This window comes from Bartonella sp. AP3QHHD, from assembly GCF_042195765.1.
Lineage (GTDB): Bacteria > Pseudomonadota > Alphaproteobacteria > Rhizobiales > Rhizobiaceae > Bartonella.
Genome location: NZ_JBHIPC010000085.1, coordinates 138,559 through 159,988 on the forward strand (window position 1 = coordinate 138,559; position 21,430 = coordinate 159,988).

At 37.6% G+C, this 21,430-nt stretch carries 12 protein-coding genes; 8 read left to right on the forward strand and 4 right to left on the reverse strand.

Going from position 1 to position 21,430, the window contains the following annotated elements:
• Window positions 1–497: 497 nt before the first annotated feature.
• Window positions 498–1,001, forward strand: coding sequence for an invasion associated locus B family protein (locus ACFIL7_RS05800; protein WP_375633737.1), 504 nt, complete (start codon window positions 498–500; stop codon window positions 999–1,001).
• A 41-nt stretch (window positions 1,002–1,042) separates the two neighbouring features.
• Window positions 1,043–2,269, forward strand: coding sequence for a 23S rRNA (adenine(2503)-C(2))-methyltransferase RlmN (gene rlmN / locus ACFIL7_RS05805; protein WP_375642779.1), 1,227 nt, complete (start codon window positions 1,043–1,045; stop codon window positions 2,267–2,269).
• 794 nt (window positions 2,270–3,063) lie between these two features.
• On the opposite strand, the gene ACFIL7_RS05810 is transcribed toward rlmN, so the two are convergent.
• Window positions 3,064–3,705: a LysE family translocator gene (locus ACFIL7_RS05810; RefSeq protein ID WP_375617465.1), complete on the reverse strand. Its 642-nt coding sequence runs from the start codon at window positions 3,703–3,705 to the stop codon at window positions 3,064–3,066.
• Window positions 3,706–3,874: 169 nt separating this feature from the next.
• On the opposite strand from ACFIL7_RS05810, the gene ACFIL7_RS05815 reads away from it, so the two are divergent.
• From ACFIL7_RS05815 to trxA, 6 genes are all read left to right on the forward strand, one after another.
• On the forward strand, window positions 3,875–5,110 hold the full coding sequence (locus ACFIL7_RS05815; RefSeq protein WP_375636390.1) for an argininosuccinate synthase: 1,236 nt from the start codon (window positions 3,875–3,877) through the stop codon (window positions 5,108–5,110).
• A gap of 375 nt (window positions 5,111–5,485) precedes the next feature.
• A complete protein-coding gene (locus ACFIL7_RS05820) occupies window positions 5,486–7,147 on the forward strand; it encodes a lysine--tRNA ligase (protein WP_375683438.1) in 1,662 nt (553 codons plus the stop codon).
• On the forward strand, window positions 7,147–8,721 hold the full coding sequence (locus tag ACFIL7_RS05825) for a peptide chain release factor 3 (protein ID WP_375683439.1): 1,575 nt from the start codon (window positions 7,147–7,149) through the stop codon (window positions 8,719–8,721). The genes ACFIL7_RS05820 and ACFIL7_RS05825 overlap by 1 nt, the downstream gene beginning before the upstream one ends.
• Window positions 8,722–9,106: 385 nt before the next feature.
• On the forward strand, window positions 9,107–12,226 hold the full coding sequence (gene addB, locus ACFIL7_RS05830) for a double-strand break repair protein AddB (RefSeq protein ID WP_375683440.1): 3,120 nt from the start codon (window positions 9,107–9,109) through the stop codon (window positions 12,224–12,226).
• 2 nt (window positions 12,227–12,228) lie between these two features.
• Window positions 12,229–15,705, forward strand: a complete 3,477-nt coding sequence (gene addA / locus ACFIL7_RS05835; protein WP_375683441.1) for a double-strand break repair helicase AddA — start codon at window positions 12,229–12,231, stop codon at window positions 15,703–15,705.
• A gap of 178 nt (window positions 15,706–15,883) precedes the next feature.
• Entirely contained in the window at window positions 15,884–16,207 is a 324-nt protein-coding gene (gene trxA, locus ACFIL7_RS05840; protein WP_375633656.1) for a thioredoxin, read from the forward strand.
• Window positions 16,208–16,886: 679 nt separating this feature from the next.
• Here the strand turns inward: trxA and tsaE are convergent.
• Genes tsaE through ahcY form a run of 3 tightly spaced genes read right to left on the reverse strand, consistent with a single transcriptional unit; the run spans window position 16,887 to window position 21,305 of the window.
• Window positions 16,887–17,357: a tRNA (adenosine(37)-N6)-threonylcarbamoyltransferase complex ATPase subunit type 1 TsaE gene (tsaE, locus tag ACFIL7_RS05845; protein WP_375633657.1), complete on the reverse strand. Its 471-nt coding sequence runs from the start codon at window positions 17,355–17,357 to the stop codon at window positions 16,887–16,889.
• Window positions 17,358–17,408: 51 nt separating this feature from the next.
• Complete coding sequence (locus tag ACFIL7_RS05850; protein WP_375633658.1) at window positions 17,409–19,874, reverse strand: ATP-binding protein; 2,466 nt, start codon at window positions 19,872–19,874, stop codon at window positions 17,409–17,411.
• Window positions 19,875–19,907: 33 nt separating this feature from the next.
• Entirely contained in the window at window positions 19,908–21,305 is a 1,398-nt protein-coding gene (ahcY, locus tag ACFIL7_RS05855; RefSeq protein WP_375633659.1) for an adenosylhomocysteinase, read from the reverse strand.
• Between the last annotated feature and the right edge of the window lie 125 nt (window positions 21,306–21,430).

The following is a 21,430-nucleotide window of genomic DNA, read 5'->3' on the forward strand; positions in this document are numbered from 1 at the left end:
ATACGAAATATGAATGCACTATAATGAGTAAAAGATGGAGTATTTTGCGAACATAAATGTATTGAATGCATAAAGTCAAGAAGTGATATTCGTAAGGCGATTAAGCTTTTTTGCGGGGAGTCCGGGGTGTATTTTCAAAATTTTGCATCAGATTGCTTGTGATATAAAGAGTATGGTTTATTTCTTAACAGAGTGATGGTATATTTTTATCTCGTTTTGAAGTTCTATAGCTTAAAGAAATCGTTTTTTATACAAAAACGAAATAAGTAGCGTAAAATGAAGATATTATTTTTTAATGTGGTTATTGAATAACAAGTTTATGTTTTGGTAACGATTAAAAGGTCACAATGAAACGTAGAAATCTATTTTGATTAGTGTGAAAATATTTCGCTTATTGAAGGAATTAGGACAATAACACATGAATATCGAGGAGTTTTTGTTGAATTTTTCTAATGAAGAAAATCTTGTTAGAGACTAAAGAAGTGAGCTAAATGAAGATGTTTGAAAAGACTGTTATTGCTGCATCTGTAATGGTTCTTGTTACAGCGGGAGTGGCATATGCACAAACGCCAAGCCGTTTAAATCAATTTGAAGCGTGGGGAGCCTATTCTTATAAATCGCCCAAAAATACGATTTGCTATGTGTTATCGGTACCTTTGAAGGCTCTTCCAACGACAGTTAATCATGGTGATAACTTTTTCTTGGTTACCAAGCGTTCTCATTCACCTATTTCGTTTGAACCGCAGTTTATGGCTGGTTATACCCTTCAAGAAGGGTCGAGAGTGACAGTGACCATTGGAGGTAAGGACTTTGATTTTTTCACGAAAGATTCCTCAGCTTGGCTGGCGTCATCAGAGCTAGAAAAGCAGCTTGTTTCTGCTATGCGTGCTGGAAGCAATATGACAGTGCAAGCGATATCAAAACGAGGAACGCATACCACTTATACTTATTCCTTAAAAGGGGTCACTGCTGCATTAAATGCAGTTCAAAAGTGCCATTAAGGTTTCGATAACTCTAAAATAGTGATGTGAATTGGAAAGCAATGGCCATTTCCTATGACCTTAGACCAGTTGGTTCATGTTTTGCACGAAAAACAGATAATGTGGTCGTGAAGGAGAGTTCTAAGCTCTCTTTAATTGGTTTGTCGCAAGATGAAATGATGCAAGCTTTAAAGACAGTTGGTGTACCAGAGCATCAAACGCGTATGCGTGTGCGTCAGCTTTGGCATTGGCTTTATGTGCGTGGTGTTTCAAATTTTGATGATATGCTGAATATTTCTAAAGCAATGCAAGAAACACTTAAGTGTCATTTCTCCATTGCGCGCCCAGAAGTTGTTGGAGAACAAATATCAAAAGATGGTACGCGTAAATGGCTCTTACGTTTTCCTGCACGTGGAGCTGGAAGGCCTGTTGAAATTGAAACGGTTTATATCCCTGAAGAAGGACGTGGTACTTTATGTCTTTCATCGCAAGTAGGGTGTACGTTAACCTGCTCTTTTTGCCATACGGGAACGCAGATGCTTGTTCGTAATCTGACCGCAGAAGAAATTTTGGCACAATTATTGGTTGCACGTGATTGTTTGGGTGATTTTCCTGATAAGAATACCCCTGATGGAGCAATTGTTCCCATTGAAGGACGAAAAATTACCAATATTGTTATGATGGGAATGGGAGAACCTCTTTATAATTTTGAAGCTGTTAAAAAAGCTTTATTGATTGCCTCTGATGGCGATGGACTTTCTTTATCAAAACGTCGAATTACGCTTTCAACTAGTGGAGTTGTTCCTGGAATTATCCGAACTGGAGAAGAAATTGGTGTTATGTTAGCAATTTCACTCCACGCAGTACACGATACACTAAGGGATATGCTTGTTCCCATTAATAAAAAATATCCGCTTGCTTTACTAATGGAGGCTTGCCGTAATTATCCTGGTCTTTCCAATGCAAAACGAATCACATTTGAATATGTTATGCTGAAAGATATCAATGATAGTTTAGATGATGCTAAGCGATTGATTCAGTTATTGAAAGGGATTCCTGCTAAGATTAATTTAATCCCTTTTAATCCGTGGACAGGGAGTAATTATCAGTGCTCTGATTGGGAGCAAATCGAGCGTTTTGCTGATGTCGTTAATCAAGCGGGCTATGCTTCTCCTATTCGGATACCGCGTGGACGCGATATTTTAGCTGCATGTGGACAGCTTAAATCGGCTTCAGAGCGCTTACGTAAATCTGAACGTTTACGACTTGAAAATGCTATTGGTGATTAGTTAACGTAATTTTCAGCTATATCGAGGCCTATGCTTTTTTGTTTGTAATTTAATATCCAAACCTCATGCGATGGCATATGTGAGACAGATACTAAGATGGATAAGTGCTAGACGAACAGTTTCAGCGTTTATATGCTAAATGGGGTAAGATATTGTCTATAGTCTCGTTTGTATAATCTCTGAAATTAAGAAGGAAGCCTAATTTAGAGGGAATATGAGGTCTTAAGGATTATAACTAATTTCTACCTTATTATCTCATACTCTTTAATTCGGTTTTATGTCTTTTAAAAGCATCTACGGTAATATATTTTAAAAAGTGAAGATTGTGCAGTGCCTCATGTTTTTGTTTATTATTTTCTTAAATAAGATCACGCATCACAAGCAAAACAGAGGATCTAAAATATAAATACCATTGAGTTATCCATTGATATGTTTTTTAAGTATCTCTTAGTGCACTCTTCATATCACGATAATGCTTGTGAGGAGTATAACAAAAAGCTTCTGTGAAATGTATTGTACTCCTACACCTTTATGTTTAATAAAGGTGTAAATTGGTACCACCATTCTATTTTTTAGCTCCCAATGTTGTAACAGCTTTTAGCACTTGAGATGGTTCATAAGAGGTGTTTTTATTCTTTTCTTAGATAGTTTTTATCCATACGAAAACTCCAGCTTCTCTTGTGATGTACAAAGGAAAGGTATTGTTTTATTCAAAATAAACAGGTTTGAAATGAAAAAATCTTATAATATTTGTTTTTTTATTTAAATTAAAAGCGATACATTACACTTATAAATCAATGTTTTGTAACCACAAGGAGATGGAGGGCAAAGCTGGTAAAAGTACCAGCAATAAGCCAGTCGAGAAAGCGAATATAAAGAGGGTTCTTTTTGAGAGTTTTGGTAAGTTTATGCGCTGTAAAAACGATTGCAATTGTAATGGGGAAAGAAATAGGAATATAAGAGAGTCCTAAAAAGAGTAATTTTTGTGTTGCCATAGGATCATTCGCATTGATAAATTGTGGTAAGAATGTCGCGTTAAAGAGTATAACTTTAGGATTGAGAAGATTAATTCCAATACCAGCAAGATAGTTACGTTTAGCGCTTTGAGATTTAGAAGATGTCTGTTCAAAGGAAAAATTGGGGTTTCTCCGTAACGCTTGAAAGGAAAACCATAAAAGATAAAAGGCGCCAACAATTTTCAGAAGAACAAAAGTATGTGGTGCAGCAAAAATAAGCGCTGATAAGCCAAGTGCTACAGCCGTAACCTGAATGGCAAACCCTGTTGCACTACCCAAGGCGCACATAATTCCAGCTTTTTTGCTTTGTGTAATGGTTCGTCCTACAGAAAGCATCATATCTGGTCCTGGAATAAGTGCTAAAATCAACGATGCTAAAGCAAATTGTACAACAATAGACCACTCCGGTAGAAATGACACGTAAATCTCCTTTTATTTTAAGCAGTGTTCACTATTTATACTTTGAGGCACCTTTATTTACGGTTTTTGCGTCTTTTTAATGTTGCTTAAAAAGAATTTATTTTTATATTTCTTGCATCGTTTTGATTTTTGGGTAGAAATAAAAAAGTAGCTCATATAGAACGTTAAAATGAAAAGGTGGCAAAATATTAGAAAAGTTGTTTTGGCTTATTCAGGTGGATTGGATACGTCAATTATTCTTAAATGGTTGCAAAGTGCGCTAGGTGTTGAAGTTGTAACTTTTACAGCAGATTTGGGGCAGGGGGAAGAGCTAGAACTTGCTCGTCGTAAAGCTGAAATGCTAGGTGTTAAAGAGATCTACATTGAAGATTTGCGCGAAGAATTTGTGCGTGATTTTGTGTTTCCGATGTTTCGAGCCAATACCGTTTATGAGGGGACTTATCTTTTAGGAACATCAATTGCACGTCCACTTATTTCAAAACGCCTTATTGAAATTGCTGAGGAAACAGGGGCAGATGCCATTGCTCATGGAGCAACAGGAAAAGGCAATGATCAGGTACGCTTTGAGCTTTCCGCTTATGCGCTTAATCCTGATATAAAGATTATTGCTCCATGGCGTGATTGGGATTTTAAGAGTCGGACAGATCTCTTTGAATTTGCTCGTATTCATCAAATTCCTGTAGAAAAGGATAAGCAAGGTGAAGCGCCTTTTTCAGTGGATGCAAATTTATTGCATTCTTCATCAGAAGGAAAGATTTTAGAAGATCCAGCACTTCCTGCTCCTGAATATGTCCATATGCGTACTCTTTCGCCGGAAGATGCTCCAGATCAAGCAACCAGAATTACTCTTGGCTTTAAAAAAGGCGATGCTGTTTCAATCAATGGAAAAAATTTATCTCCTGCAACTTTACTTGCAGAATTAAATCGTTACGGGCGCGATAATGGTATTGGTCGGTTAGATTTGGTAGAAAATCGCTTTGTGGGTATGAAATCGCGGGGTATTTATGAAACACCAGGTGGAACCATTCTTTTGACGGCTCACAGAGCTATAGAATCTTTAACGTTAGATCGTGGCGCAGCTCATTTAAAAGATGAGTTGATGCCACGTTATGCAGAACTCATTTATTATGGATTTTGGTTTTCGCCGGAACGTAAGATGTTGCAGGCAGCTATTGATTTATCTCAAGAACATGTTGAAGGTGAAGTCACGTTAAAGCTTTATAAGGGGAATGTAATTATTGAAGGGCGCCAAAGTAAGAAATCACTTTATTCCAGTGAGTTAGTAACTTTCGAGGATGATCAAGGTGTTTATGATCAAAGAGATGCAACTGGTTTTATTAAATTAAATGCTCTACGTTTGCGTACATTAGCAATGCATCATCAAGGTGATAAAGAAAAGAAATAGAAAGTTACGGTGACAAGTGTAAAGTAGGTGCAGTGCTTTTGTATGAAATGCCTAGTTTGAGCATTTTTTCTGTTGGTTTTTACCGTTCTTTCGTTCAATACTAGAAGCTTATCTTTTGCGCTAATAAATATAATAAGCAAAACCCATGATAATAATAGCAATGAAGGCTTCGATAATCAAAACAAGTCAATTTTGCTTTATAATATTGAATGTTTTTGATTTTTATCAGAACAAAATATGTTTATAACGAGGGCGGTTTTTGTATTGTGGCTTAAGAGTATAAAGAAATTTTCATCTTTTTGCTTGCTATTATTGACGAATAAATTCAAGAACCATACACCCTATTTTGAAAGAGTGTAATTTTTAGGATAAATAATGATGCGTGATCAGTGTGATACCCTCAACCTTACGCCTGAATTAAAAGATGCAGCTTCTCAATCGAGAACTTGGCCATTTGAAGAAGCACGTAAGATTATCAAACGGTATGAAAAAACGGGTTATCCAGACAGTGTGATATTTGAAACAGGTTATGGCCCTTCTGGTTTACCGCATATTGGAACTTTTGGGGAAGTTGCACGTACAACCATGGTGCGTCATGCATTTCATATTCTCACGGAGAATAAAGTAAAAACAAAATTACTTTGTTTTTCTGATGATATGGATGGTTTGCGCAAGGTTCCTGAGAATGTGCCTGATCGCGAGAGGATGGAACATTATCTTGGTCAACCGTTGAGCCGTGTACCCGACCCTTTTGGAGATGATTATCCTTCTTTTGGAGCGGCAAATAATGCGCGGTTACGGGCTTTCCTTGATCGTTTTGGTTTTGATTATGAATTTGCAAGTGCTACGGATTATTACAATTCCGGTCGTTTTGATGAAACACTTTTGAAAATCCTTGCCTGTTATGACAAGGTTATGGCAATTATTTTACCAACATTAGGTGAAGAACGGCAAGCGACCTATTCACTCTTTCTACCGATTTCTCCCTTTTCTGGAAAAGTATTACAGGTACCGATGATTGCGCGTAATGTTGAAAAAGGGACAGTCACTTATATTGAACCTGAAACAGGAGAAACCATAGAAACAGAGGTTACGGGGGGCAAAGTTAAGTGTCAGTGGAAGGTAGATTGGGCAATGCGTTGGACAGCACTTAGCATTGATTATGAAATGGCCGGAAAAGACCTTATCGATTCCACAAATCTTTCTTCTAAAATTTGTAAAGTATTAGGTGGAACCCCCCCAGAAGGATTCAACTATGAGCTCTTTTTAGATGAGAAAGGGCAGAAAATTTCCAAATCCAAGGGAAATGGCTTAACCATTGATGAATGGCTTACATATGCCCCAACAGAGAGTTTAGGGCTTTATATGTTTTCAAAACCTAAAACAGCAAAAAGGCTTTATTTTGATGTTATTCCTAAAGCTGTGGATGAATATTATGCTCATCTTTCTGCTTATGGTCGTCAAAGTTGGCAAGAACGGCTTAGTAATCCTGTATGGCATATTCATAATGGTTGTCCACCGCAGGTTGATTTGCCTGTATCCTTTGCGATGCTTTTAAATTTGGTAAGTGCTTCAAATGCGGAGAATGCAGAAGTTCTTTGGGGTTTTATTTCTCGTTACGCTAAAGAAGCAAATGCACAAACTTATCCAGAACTTGATCAATTGGTGAAGTTTGCCATTAAATATTTTGATGTTTTTGTTAAACCAAACAAGAAATTTCGTATACCAGATGATAGCGAACGAGCAACATTAGCACAAATTGATGAAAAATTAGCTCATTTACCTGAAACTGTTGATGGCAACATATTACAAAATACACTTCTTGATGTTGCACGGTTAACGGAACGCTATCAAGATCATAGCAAAAAAAGCCCTGAAGGTGGGCCTGGTGTTTCCAATGTTTTTTTTCAAATGTTGTATGAAGTCCTTCTTGGACAAGAGCGAGGTCCACGATGGGGATCATTTATAGCGCTTTATGGGATTAATGAAATGCGTGCACTGATTGCTGAAACACTTGCACGTCCTGTGGAGGAATAATGGAACGAAGAGTGCAGGAAGTAAAGCGACGCCGTACATTTGCAATTATTGCTCACCCAGATGCGGGGAAAACAACATTAACAGAAAAGCTTTTATTGTTTGGTGGTGCTATTCAACTTGCAGGAGAAGTAAAAGCCAAAAAAGATCGTATTCAAACCCGTTCTGATTGGATGAATATTGAGCGTGATCGTGGTATTTCCGTTGTGACTTCGGTGATGACGTTTGAATATGAAAATCATATTTTTAATCTCCTAGATACCCCAGGCCATGAAGATTTTTCAGACGATACCTATCGCACACTCACAGCTGTTGATAGTGCTATCATGGTATTGGATGGGGCCCGCGGGATTGAGCCTAGAACACTAAAACTGTTTGAAGTATGTCGGATGCGGGATATTCCTATTGTTACTTTTATCAATAAAATGGATCGTGAGGCACGTGACCCTATAGAGCTTTTAGATGAAATTGAAGAAAAGCTTGCTCTTGATACCGCCCCTATAACATGGCCCATTGGTACCGGTAAAGATTTTGTTGGTACCTATGACCTTCATCATAATCGGTTTCGTCAAAAAGATGATGAGATAATACAGCAGATAGTTTCAAATCCCAGAGAGGTTGTCCATTTACTCCCTGAATATCAACGTTCAACTTTTATTGAAGGGGTAGAACTTGCTCAAAGTGTTTGCAAGAATTTTGATCTTCAAGCTTTCCGTGAAGGTCATATGACTCCGGTTTATTTTGGTTCAGCTTTACGAAATTTTGGTGTTCGTGATTTGATCAATGCACTTATTGATTTTGGTCAAAGTCCTCGTGATCAAAGTGCAGATCAGCGCAATATCATAGCAACTGAACCTAAAATGACGGGATTTGTTTTTAAAATTCAAGCGAATATGGATCCTAATCATCGTGATCGTATTGCATTTTTTCGGGTATGCTCGGGAACACTTGAACGTGGTATGAAAACAAAGTTGGTCCGAACAGGAAAACCGATGACACTTTCGGCTCCACAATTTTTCTTTGCGCGTTCGCGCCAAATTGCTGATCAAGCCTATGCTGGTGATATCGTAGGGATCCCTAATCATGGAACATTGCGTATCGGCGATACTTTGACTGAAGGAGAAGATATCCTCTTTAAGGGAGTACCAAATTTTGCACCAGAGATTTTGCGTCGTGTTTGTTTAGGCGATCCAATGAAAGCAAAAAAGCTCAAAGAAGCTTTGCAACAAATGGCTGAAGAAGGGGTTGTACAATTGTTTATTCCTGATGATGGGTCGCCTTCTCTCATTGGTGTTATTGGTGCTTTGCAAATTGATGTCTTAAAAGAACGATTAAAAATAGAATATTCTTTGCCAGTGAATTTTGAGTCTGCGCGCTTTAATTTATGCCGTTGGATTTCAGCGCAGAGCAAAGATGAGTTGCAAAAGTTTCTCAGCAATCACCGCTCTGCTATTGCGTATGATTTAGAAGGTGATCCAGTTTTTTTAGCGGAGAACCATTTTTCATTAAATTATGAAGCAGAAAGAGCTCCTAAGATAAAATTTTCTACTTTTAAAGATTATCAAGTAAGCTTGTAATGTAAAGAAGAATTTTTTATGTAACAATTTGGTTGGTAATGATTTTTCATATTGAGTTGGGGATCTGAATATTGTTATTTTTTCTGAAAACAAAAGGAGTATGTAAAGAACACTTTCAAATTGCACTGTATAAAGAATATGGTAAATTTATTTATAATATTCAATAAGTTATAATATATTTGTAATTGTAACGTCTTTTAAAATTTTGATATATTTTTTCACAATAGCTTAAGACAAGCTCATATATTTAAGTATTTTGAATGTCAGTTAAAAATCTCCTGTATAAATAGAGCTTTTCAGTTTTTTCTTGTATGAAAATTGTATACAGTCAAAATAAAGCAAATAATCAATAAGATGAAATTTGTTATTCCCAATATGAGATCATATGACTTATAAACCACGTGTCTTTTCTATATCTTCTGGAACGGATTTTTTGCCTCACTTTGTTGATGCACTGCTCTCTGGTAGCCTTATTGATAATTTTGCTCCCAATGGAGATATTCAAACTGCTCTTGCTGATAGCCTTATTTATGTTCCGACACGTCGTGCTGCGCGCGCTTTGCGTTTAGCTTTTGTTGAAAGAAGTAATACACAATCAACCTTTTTGCCAACTATTCGTGCTCTAGGAGATGTCGATGAAGACAGTTTCCTTTTTGTTGAAAATCATACCAGCACTCTGAATCCACCCATTGGAAAAAGTGAACGCTTACTGCTTTTAGCGCGCCTTATTCGTCCATGGCGTGAAAATTTACCTGCGCATCTGCGTGCCATGTTTGGTACAGAAGATGTGCTTATTCCGGCTCATAGTGCTGATGCAATTTGGTTTGCTCAGGATTTAGCGCATTTGATGGATGAAATTGAAACAGAAGGAGCAGATTGGTCGAAACTTAAAGATATTGCACCTGATATGGTCGCTGAATGGTGGCAAATAACGCTTGACTTTCTGACTATTGTTACACAAAATTGGCCCAAAATCTTGAAAGAAAGACAACGAAGCAATCCCGTTGAATGGCGTAATCAAGCACTCACAATGCATGCAGAGGCTTTACGACGTATGCTGCCTGATAAACCGATCATTGCAGCTGGTGTGTCGGGTTCTATGCCCGCAGTTTCTCATCTTTTAAAGGTTATAGCTTCTCTGCCCAAAGGGGCTGTTGTTCTTCCTGGTCTTGATCTCCATATGGATGAAGAACAATGGAATGCATTAAGCACAAGCAATAAAGAAAAAACAGCTTGCGATTTTTTTGATCCTGCAGAAAATGTTTTTAGCCATCCTCAATATCATTTAAAAAAACTTCTTTCTCTCATGGAGTGTCAACGTCATCATGTTTGCGAAATTGGCCAACAGAGCAGCACAAAGAAAAGACGAATGGCTCTTTTATCAGAAGCACTCCGACCAGCTTCTACGACAGATAAATGGATACAAATTGTCCGTGATGATTATGAAAATCTTTGTGCAGATTGGTCATTTATTGAAGCTATAAATGAACGTGAAGAAGCTCTCGCTATTGCTGTTACCTTACGCAAAGCTATTGAAGAACCTCAAAAAACTGCGGCTCTTATTACAAATGACCGTAATTTAGCACGCCGTGTTGCCGTGGAATTACAGCGATTTGGAATTGAAGCAAATGATTCAGGCGGAATACCACTTGCACAAACATTGCCTGTAACTCTCTTACGACTTATCTTAGAAAATGTATTGCAACCTGATGATCCCATTGCTTTTCTTTCTCTTCTTAAACATCCCCTTACAACACTCCAACAAAATCGTCATCGTTTACGGGAAATGGCAGAAAATTTTGAACTTTTTGTTCTTCGAGGGAATACAGGGCGCATCAATCTTTGCGAGTGTGATCAATTTCTTGAAAAATGGATTGAAACATACTTTCATAATAGTTCTGAAATCAACGCTCTTGATCAGCAGAAATGTGAAGAAGCACGTTTCCTTTGTCATCTTTTGAGGACAGCTGTTGAACCTTTAACATCTCTTATGAAACAAGAGAAAGAATGCACCATCAACGAAGCTGCGATAGCAACTGTTGAAGTTTTTGAAAATTTTGGTCGCAATGAGGATAATTCTCTTGCACATCTTTATCAACACGAAGCAGGACAAGCCCTATCAAAGTTTTTACGTGAATTGGTCAGTGATCAATCAGGATTAACATTTCATCTTTGTGAATGGCCTGCTATGTTTTCTGCTATAATAGCAACTCGTTCCGTCGCACCTTCGCCTGGAGGACATCCACGTTTATTCATCTGGGGTACTTTGGAATCGCGTTTGCAAACAGTTGATACAGTGGTTATCGGCGGTCTTAATGAAGGGTCATGGCCGATATCAACCCGAAATGATGCTTTTTTATCGCGACCGATGAAAATGATGTTAACTCTGGAACCACCAGAGCAGCGTATTGGTCTTTCTGCGCATGATTTTCAATGGGCAATGGGAATGGATAAAGTGGTGATGAGTCGCGCATTGCGCGTTAATCATACGCCTTCCATTCCTTCACGCTGGCTACAACGCATGGAAACAGTTGTAGGAAAACAGGTTTGGGAACAAATCCGTGAACGAGGTGAAATACTACGCCATTGGGCAAAGATACTTGATCATACAAGCATAACTTCTGAGGTGGAACGTCCTTGCCCTTCTCCACCTCTTGATATACGCCCGCGCCATTTTTCAGTCACTGAAATAGAAACATTGCGATATGATCCCTATGCTATTTATGCCAAAAAAATCTTAAGGCTCAAACCACTTAAAGAACTTATTCATGATCCTAGCGCTTCAGAACGTGGAACACTTTATCACGCTATTCTTGCGGCTTTTTGTACACAAATGAAAAATCCAAATGATGCAAATGCACTCAACGTACTGCTTTCTATTGGACGTAAAGAATTTGATAAATTCAACTTTCCACCCGATATTGAAGTAATTTGGTGGAATAGTTTTGAAAATCTTGCTCCACGCTTTATTCAATGGGAACAAAGTTTAGGACTGCGAGAGCGATATTCGGAAGTGGTATCACAAAAAATCCCTATAGGAACAACAGGGGTAACCCTTTCAGGACGTGCTGATCGTCTTGATGTTTTGCCAGATAAAACGGTTGAAATTCTAGATTTCAAAACCGGAACGCCTCCTTTATCAAAACAAGTTCGTGAATTATTATTTCCGCAATTGGCTTTAGAAACAGCTTTACTCATACAAGGGGGCTTCCCAGATTTTCAAGATTTTACACCTTCAAATTTATTTTACATTCCCCTTAACAAAAAAGGTGAAATTAAATCCCAATCAATTCTTTTAAAGAAAAAAGACGGAAAAACTTATCTAAGTGCTGTTGATCTTGCTGAAAATGCATGGGAAAATCTTATCGCACTCATAATTTATTATCAAAATCCACAACAAGGCTATCTCTCACATGCTGTCCCCATGTCAAAACGATATGAAGGTGACTACGATCATTTGGCTCGGTTGTGGGAATGGTCAAGTGGTTTTCATAAAGAAGAGTAATCATGACGTTTTTTTCTATTCCTGAAGCCGCTCTTGATGCACAAGCAACAGCAACACATCCCCAAAAAAACGTGTGGGTTTCTGCAAATGCTGGATCTGGAAAAACCCACGTTTTAAGTGAACGTGTTATCCGTTTGCTTTTAAACGGTACGCCTCCAGCACGTATTTTATGCCTTACTTATACAAGAGCTGCTGCTGCTGTTATGCAATCACGAATTTTTCGCACGCTTTCCAGTTGGAATGAGCTCGATGATGCACAGCTGCAAGAAACCTTAACACGGTTTGAAAAAAAAACTGTTAATGCGCAAAAACTAACTTATGCACGGCAACTCTTTGCGCGTGCCCTCGAAACGCCTGGTGGCTTAAAAATCCAAACGATTCATGCTTTTTGTGAATCTCTCTTGCATCAATTTATGTTAGAAGCCAATATTGCAGGGCATTTTGAACTTCCCGATGATATCAGTCGAAAAAAATTACGACAAGAATCTCGTCGTCAACTTTTAGCTCGTCGTGATGTACAACCTGCTTTGCAACAGTTACTTCAAGTTATTAGCGAACATACTTTTAACCAATTGCTCTATGAGGCAGTTGAAAAGCAACATAAATTGTCTGATTTTTTATCTTCTCTTTTATCTGAAAATGGAGAAGAAAAATTGCGCGCGCTTTTTAACTTAGCGCCCAATGAAACAAATCAATATCTTCTGGAACAAATTAAACAAACAGCGCGCCTTCCTCTTTATGCTCTTAAGCATTGTGAAACCAATGGTAATCAAAGCTTTAAGGATATGGTGGCAAAACTTTCCCAATTAGAAAAGGTGCATGATGAGACAAATATTCTCAATCTTATTTCTGATGTTTATTTTACAACAAAAGGTGAGCCGCGTAATTTTTCACATTTATCTCATAAAAAATCAGACGAAATTTGGCCTTTTATTCAACAAATGCTTGAAGATAAACAAAACAAGCTTTCTGTTCTTTTAGAAAAATATCAATGCGCAAAGGTTGCCACCCTCAATATGGCTGCTTTTCAGCTCTGTACTATTTATCTCAAAATTTATAAGAATCTAAAAAAGTCCAATGGCTTCTTAGACTTTGATGACCTTATTGAGCGTACACTTCATTTGTTACAGCGCAAAGGTGCAAGCCAATGGGTGCACTATAAACTTGATCAGGGACTTGATCATATTCTACTTGATGAAGCACAAGACACCAACCCTGAGCAATGGCAAATTATTCAACTGTTGGCACAGGAATTTTTTTCAGGGTATAGCCAACGAACAAACATACGGACTCTTTTTGCTGTTGGAGATGAAAAGCAATCTATTTATTCTTTTCAAGGCGCTGCTCCAGAAAATTTTGCTGCAAATGGACGAATTATTCAAAAAAAAGTGCAACAAACAAATCAACAATTTGAAAAAATACAACTGCATTATTCTTTTCGCTCTACAGCAGATGTTCTTAAAAGTGTTGATCTTGTTTTTGAAACACCAGAAAACTATAAAGGGCTTTCGGCAGAAAATACAAAAACGGTGCATGAAGCTATCCGTATTCACAGTCCCGGTGAAGTTGTTATATGGGATGCCATTTCCAAAGAAACGAGTGACTTTCCTCAAGATTGGCATACAACTGTTAATCATTTAGATACACCTGAAGTTCGTTTAGCAGAAAAAATTGCTGAAACGATTGCCGACTGGTTACAAAAAGGCGAAATGCTTCCAGCAAAAGGACGCTTAATACGTGCAAGTGATATTATGATCTTGGTCCGTAAACGTGATCAATTTGTCTCAGCTCTTTCCCGTGCTCTTAAACACCGTAATATTCCCGTAGCAGGGGCTGATCGTTTACAGCTTACCAAACATATTAGTATCCGTGATTTAATGGCGCTTGCGCGTTTTGTTTTGCAGCCACAAGATGATCTTTCTCTTGCTTGTGTTTTAAAAAGCCCACTTTTTGCTCTTAGTGAAGAGGAACTCTATCAGCTTGCCGTACACCGCACCGGCTCTCTTTGGCAAAGTCTGTGCGCGCATATATCATCGCAGGTATCTTTTAAAGATGCTTTTGAAAAGCTAAACCATTATCGCGCTTTAGTGGATAAAATACCAGTTTTTGAATTCTATAGCTATATTCTGAACAATGATAAGGGACGACAAAAAATTCTGTCTCGTTTAGGATCTGAAGCAAATGATGTGCTCGATGCTTTTATGGATTATACGCTCACTATTCAAAAAACAGGATTACCAGGATTACAAGCTTTTTTAGAAACATTAAGTGCAAGCGAACCAGAAATTAAACGTGAATTTGAACAAAGTAATGAAGAAATTCGTATCATGACTGTTCATGCTGCAAAAGGACTAGAGGCTGCTGTTGTGTTTTTAGTCGATCCTGGTAGTGCGATTTGGCATCCTCAGCATGCGCCTCACTTGCTTAAAGTTCCTTTAAACAATGCACAATGGAACGGAAAACAAGCCTTTATTTGGCATCCCAATGAAAAGTTTGATACAAAACTCTCTAAACAAGCAATTTCATATTTAAAAGAGCGTGCAGAAGAAGAATATAGGCGTCTTCTTTATGTAGGAATGACACGCGCTGAAGATCGCTTGTTTATTTGTGGGTATAAAGGTCCGAAAACGCCATCTCATACATGGTTACAACTCGTAAAAAAAGCCCTTGAACCGCATGCCCTTGCTATAAAAGATTCTTCGGAAGATATTGCAGCTTGGCGTTATTGCATTACACCTGCTTCTTCTGCTTCTATAAACTCAAAAGTTCCTTCCGCTGAATGCCAAACCTTACCACCTTTGCCTGCTTTTTTCTCTCATAAAGTACCAGCAGAACCAGTGTTACCAAAACCGTTAAAACCGTCAGTGGCGAGCCTTTCCATTGAAGCTGATACAGAGCTGTCCTCAAGTCCAAAACAGCTTACCACTTCACCTGTTTTAGGAGCCATGAACACAAACAGAGCTTTTTCCATTGAATATGGTAATCTCGTTCACCGATTGTTACAATATTTGCCCGATTGTCCCCCACAAAAACGTCGAGATTATGCTCGAAACTATCTCAATATCAAAGCCTCTCATTGGCATGAGAGTCAAAGAGAAGATGCTCTTTGCCATATTTGGAAAATATTAGATCATGTTTATCTCAAACCCCTTTTCTCTGAGCATTCACGTGCTGAGGTCTCCTTAATGGGTATTGTGAAAATTCGTGGAAAAGAACAAGCAATCTCTGGTCAAATTGACCGTCTCTACATCAAGCAAAACAGCATTATCTTTGCCGATTTTAAAACCGGAACTCCACCAGAAAATGAAGCTGCTATTGCTTCCCATCACTGGTTGCAAATGGCCCTTTACCAAAAATTGTTGCAAGCTATTCATCCCGATAAAGATATCCAGGCTCTGCTTATCTACAGTAAAGAAGCCAAAATTTTTAAACTTCCTCCAGAAAAACTTGAGGCATTTCTTCGTGAAGTTGCCTTATAAGTTACTCTTTTCCTTGCAAAGCATTTTTACATTTTATTTACTTTCATAAAATCGCTCAAACAAACACAACGCACAATCCCTGGTGTAAAAAAGTCCTTTAATAATTTATCTTTGCAATAACTTGATATGAATTGTTATTATACCAATCTATAAAAAGTGAATATAAAAGGATAAATAAATGACGTGTATAAAAGTTGATAAGGACAATTTCGAAAGTGAAGTTCTAACCTCTTCCATCCCTGTTGTGGTTGATTTTTGGGCAGAATGGTGTGGCCCTTGCAAAGTGATTGCTCCAATTTTGGATGAAATTTCAATAGAAATGCAAAATCAAGTTAAAATTGCTAAGGTAAATATTGATGAAAATCCGGAACTGGCTACCCAATACGGAGTACGTTCTATCCCTACATTATTAATGTTTAAAAATGGAAATATTTCATCGAATATGGTTGGCGCTACCTCTAAAGGACGTCTTTCTGAATGGATAAAAGATGGGCTTAGTTAATTCCACATATAATCACTATAAAGGAGAGAAATTTTGTCTCTCCTTTTGACTTTTTTAAAATATTCTTTTTTGCATTATATTATAATGAAAAGACAATAAAAATCAAAATTTTAAATGAATTTAAGAATTCATGCTTTTATGCATGTTTCAATTGACTATTTTTTATAAAAAATTGCTTTGTATGAAGAATATAGGCAATTCTTTCCTTATAGGCGCGTTAAAAATATTAGGTGAATGATAATTTCATAAAGGTATTTCTTCTTAGATAAGACTATTGAAATAGATAGTGTTTTCAACACATAAAAGGAGATTTTAAGCAAAAACTTTGCAAATTACTTTTCTGAAGCTCACAATTTTTAAGCAGAAAGAAACAAGCAATTCACTACAGGTTATATAATGCTCTTCTAAAGGGTTACCACTTCAATTTAAAATTCTCTTATACTATTCTCTAGAATCAAAATTGTAGGTATCAGATTCTCTAAAATAAATTGATGAATTCCTATAAATTAACGGCTGTCCTTTGCAATTTATGTCATTGTTATATGAAAGAGTCAGCATTTCGTTTCATCTTCCATGGTTGGTACCTCCATGAATCCTTCTTTATGTTGTCCATCATCTCAGATTTCATAGGTAGTATTGAGGTATTATCAAATTAAAAAATGATGATGTTCATGTTTTTTTAAAATGTACGAATTGCGAAAGACTGTTGCAAACATTCAATGGAATGTTGCGCTGATCTAACTGTTACATGACGCCCATGTTCTTTATAGTGTAAGGTGACTGCAAAAGTGGCAAGCTCTAAAAGAGCTGTATTTCTTTCTGGCCATTCAACAAGTAAAATATTTTTCTCACGAGCTTCATGAAGCCCTAATTCATCAATTTCTTCTGCCATAGAAAGGCGATAAAGATCAGCATGAATAATTTCAAACTTTGGAAGTTGATAGCTTTGCACAAGAGTAAAAGTAGGGCTTGGAACATCCATAGTGTTATTGTTCGCAAGTGTTTGAATGATTGTACGTGCAATGGTTGACTTTCCAGTTCCAAGATCCCCTTGCAGCGTCACAAGATCTCCTGGCTTTAAAGAAAGAGCTAAATTTTGTGCAAAAAGCTTTGTTGCCTCTTCATTTTCAAGAAAAAAACTAAAATTCATTAAAAGTTCCATGAAATGGATGAAAAATTTTTGTTATCATAAAGGTTAAAATTAAAAAATCTTATCTCCTTTGGAGAGTGGGAAAAAACATTTAACTGTTGTTCCTTTTCCAGAACCGGTAAGAATTTCAACATGTCCACCGTGTAGTTCAACGAAACTTTTTACAAGGGAAAGGCCAAGACCCGCTCCCGCACGCCCACCATGGTGTGAATGGGAAGAAAAACGTTTAAAAATACGATCAAGGATGTCTTCTGGGATGTCAGAGCCCTGATTGTGAACGCTAAAGACAATGTTATCATCTTGTTCATCGACGCAAAATTCAATAGTACTCGCCTCCGTTGCAAAATTAATAGCATTACTCAGTACATTCACAAAAATTTGATGCAAGCGCTTTTCATCAGCAGAAATAGAATTTAAGGAAGGAGAAATTTGTTGTAAAAGCGTAATATGACGTCCATTAAGGCGATCTTCTACACGTGCTACTGCTTGTATCATAGCATCGGCAATGTTAACCGATTTTATGTCCAACTCCATAATGCCTGCATCAAGGGTAGCAAGATCAAGAATATCGTTAACAATATTTAAAAGAGTTCCTGATTCTGAATGAATGTGTTCAAGATATTCTTGTTGACGTTCATTGATAGAGCCGAAAATTTGATCACGTAAAATATCGGAAAATCCAATAATATTGGTGAGAGGTGTGCGTAATTCATAAGAAACATGTTGGACAAATTCATTACGCAAACGATCAGCACTTTCTAATGCTTCATTTTTTTCTTGAAGAGCACGCGCAACATGGACAGTGTCCGTAACATTCACAAAAGTAAGCATCGTTTGTCCATTAGGAAGAGGGACCAGAGTATAGTCAATAATCATATCATTTTTAAGATCTATACGACCTGAAAATGTTTCACGTTTTTCAGCAAAACCGGTAATGAATTTGGTAAATTGATCCCATTCTTGTCCTAAGGTTAAGGCTGAACAATGGCTTTGTAACTGTGTAATATGGGTCCCTTCTACCAGTAAATTATAAGGAAGAGACCACAATTTCGACAAGGCAGGATTCGATAAACGAAGGCGTCCATCAGTACCAAAAACAACCACGCCTTCGGAAAGTTTATCAAGTGTTTCACCTTGTATTTTAATAAGTGTATTATAACGGCGTTCAAGATCAATTTTTTCTGTAAGGTTTTCGTAAAGCCAAGTGACACCTCCTTGTGGATGAGGGTTCGAGATAACACGCACCGTACGCCCATCTGGAAGATTCCAAATTTGTTGGTTCGATTCTGTTTGTCGATAGGCTTTAAAAAGTTCTTCTTTCCATGCGCGCCAATCGGGGTGTGCAGCAATGAGCCCTTTTTCACGTAGACGTTCAAGAAATAATGTATGGCTTGGTTCACTTTCTAAAAAGGAAGTCTCCAACGGCCATAAAATTTTAAAAGCATGATTACAGAATTTTAATTTTTGGTTTGTATCAAAAATAGCTACAGCTGTTGAAATTTGGTCAAGTGTTTCACAATGGCTTTGAAGGACATAACTTAATTCATGAGCAATATTTTCATATGCGCTGTCATCACGCGCAAAAGCTGCCATCCCTTCGGCTGTTGTAATACGTGTGAGATGAAAACGATGTCGTTCTCCATCAATAACTGTGTGAACATGTTCTTGAAAAATTGTTTCTGTTTCATTTGTTTTGCGTTGTGTATTTTCATTGAAAAGATCCCCCACTTCATCACTGCCTTCACGAAAATCTGTCATTTCTCTAAAGGCGCGATTGATAAAACAAACTTTTCCTTCACAATCTTTTATCCATACGGGCTCTTGAATAAGATCAAGAAGATTACGCTGCATTCTCAGTTCAGTAAGAAGGCGGGCGATATCTTTCTGTAAACGAGCATTTTCACTCTGTTGTTTTGAGATATCTTGAAAACGAGCAATAGCGACTGTTCCTGCGATGACTCCTGTAACTTGCAGCAATACATTGTTTGTGGTGGTGATAGAAAGATCAAAAGGGTGACATTTACAACGTAGTTGAGTCAATGCATAATCAAGTTCTCGAAGAGAATTTTCTTCAACCCAGAGCTCAAAACGCTGAAAATCTTTCTGGTCGATTCCTATTTTTTGCAATGCAGAAAGGGCACCAACGACACGGGGTAAGGTTGTTGGATTTTCCCAAATAAGAAGGAATTGCTCGGTTTCTTCCAGAAGCCATTCATAATATTTAAGTTTTTCAGAAAAATTTGCCTGAATTATCTTCAAAGTCTTCTGTGCAGTTTTTTTTGCACGCATAATAACAGCTAGGCACGTGAGAAGTGAAGCACAAGAAATTCCTCCACACAGCGCTAAAAGCAGCCATGGACCATTCGGCAAAGTGAAGAAAAATGGTAAATAACCTTCCAATGACTGAGCAACAGCGCATGTTGGAGAAAAAAAGAAAAAAAGGCAAAATATATACGCATAGATTCGAATCATTTTTTGAGCTTTTTCTTTGGGGTTATAGTCACCAAAGCTGCGCACGATATCTTTCCCTTTTTTAACCCAAGGAAATGTTTAGTAACGGTAATGGTTTGGTTTATAAGGTCCTTGTGGTGTGACTCCAATATAGGCGGCTTGTTCTTCTGATAAAACACTTAATTTTATTCCTAACCGATCAAGATGTAGACGTGCAACTTTTTCATCAAGATGTTTAGGCAAAACAGTGACTTCATTTGTATAGTGTTCTGCACGGGTAAAAAGTTCAATTTGCGCTAAAACTTGATTAGTAAACGAGGCTGACATGACAAAAGAGGGATGCCCAGTCGCATTCCCGAGGTTTAACAAACGCCCTTCAGAGAGCAAAATGATGCGTTTTCCATCGGGAAAGGTGATCATATCAACTTGTGGTTTAATATTTGTCCATGGCAAATTTCTAAGGGCTGCGACTTGGATTTCGTTATCAAAATGACCAATATTTCCAAGAATACACATATCCTTTACTTGTCGCATATGGTCTAAACGAACAACATCTTTATTGCCTGTTGTCGTGATGATAATATCAGCACTGGAAGCAGCATCATCCAAATTAACAACTTCATAGCCATCCATAGCTGCTTGAAGAGCGCAAATAGGATCAATTTCTGTTACTTTAACACGAGCCCCAGCACCAGAAAGAGATGCTGCTGAACCTTTTCCTACGTCACCATAACCACAGACAATGGCAGTTTTACCAGCGATCATCACGTCTGTTCCACGTCGAATACCATCGACCAATGATTCTTTACATCCATATTTATTATCAAACTTTGATTTAGTGACGCTATCATTGACATTAATAGCAGGAAAAGGCAAAAGCCCTTCTTTTTGTAACTGATAAAGACGGTTTACACCTGTTGTGGTTTCTTCGCTTACACCTTTAATTGCTGCGCGCTGTCGTGTAAAAAATCCTGGCGTTGCATCCATACGCTTTTGTATTTGTTTGAAAAAAATTTCTTCTTCTTCTGTTTTTGGATGCGATAGGATATCTTTATTTTGTTCTGCACGACTTCCCATTAAAATATAGTTTGTGGCATCAGCGCCATCATCTAAAATAAGATTGGAAGGATTACCATCTGGCCATTGGAAAATTGCATCTATATAAGTCCAATATTCTTCCAATGTTTCACCCTTAACGGCGAATACAGGAATACCAGTTGCGGCGATAGCTGCTGCTGCATGGTCTTGCGTAGAAAAAATATTGCTAGAGCTCCACCGTATATCGGCGCCAATCGCTTTTAATGTTTCAATTAAAACAGCTGTTTGAATTGTCATGTGCAATGAGCCAGAAATACGCGCTCCGCGCAAAGGTTGATTAGAGGAAAACTCCTTACGACAAGCCATCAAACCAGGCATCTCAGTTTCAGCAATATCAAGTTCTTTACGACCATAAGCGGCAAGTGCAATATCTTTGACAACAAAATCTTGAGCTGCCATTCTTTATTCCTTTAAAATAAGTTTTTCCAAGACGGTAGGAGAAATTAAAAAAAAAATGCAAGACAAGAAGAGGACTTCTTTATGTGAAAAAGCTCTTTTAAAATCTCCATAAATTTGTGCAACAA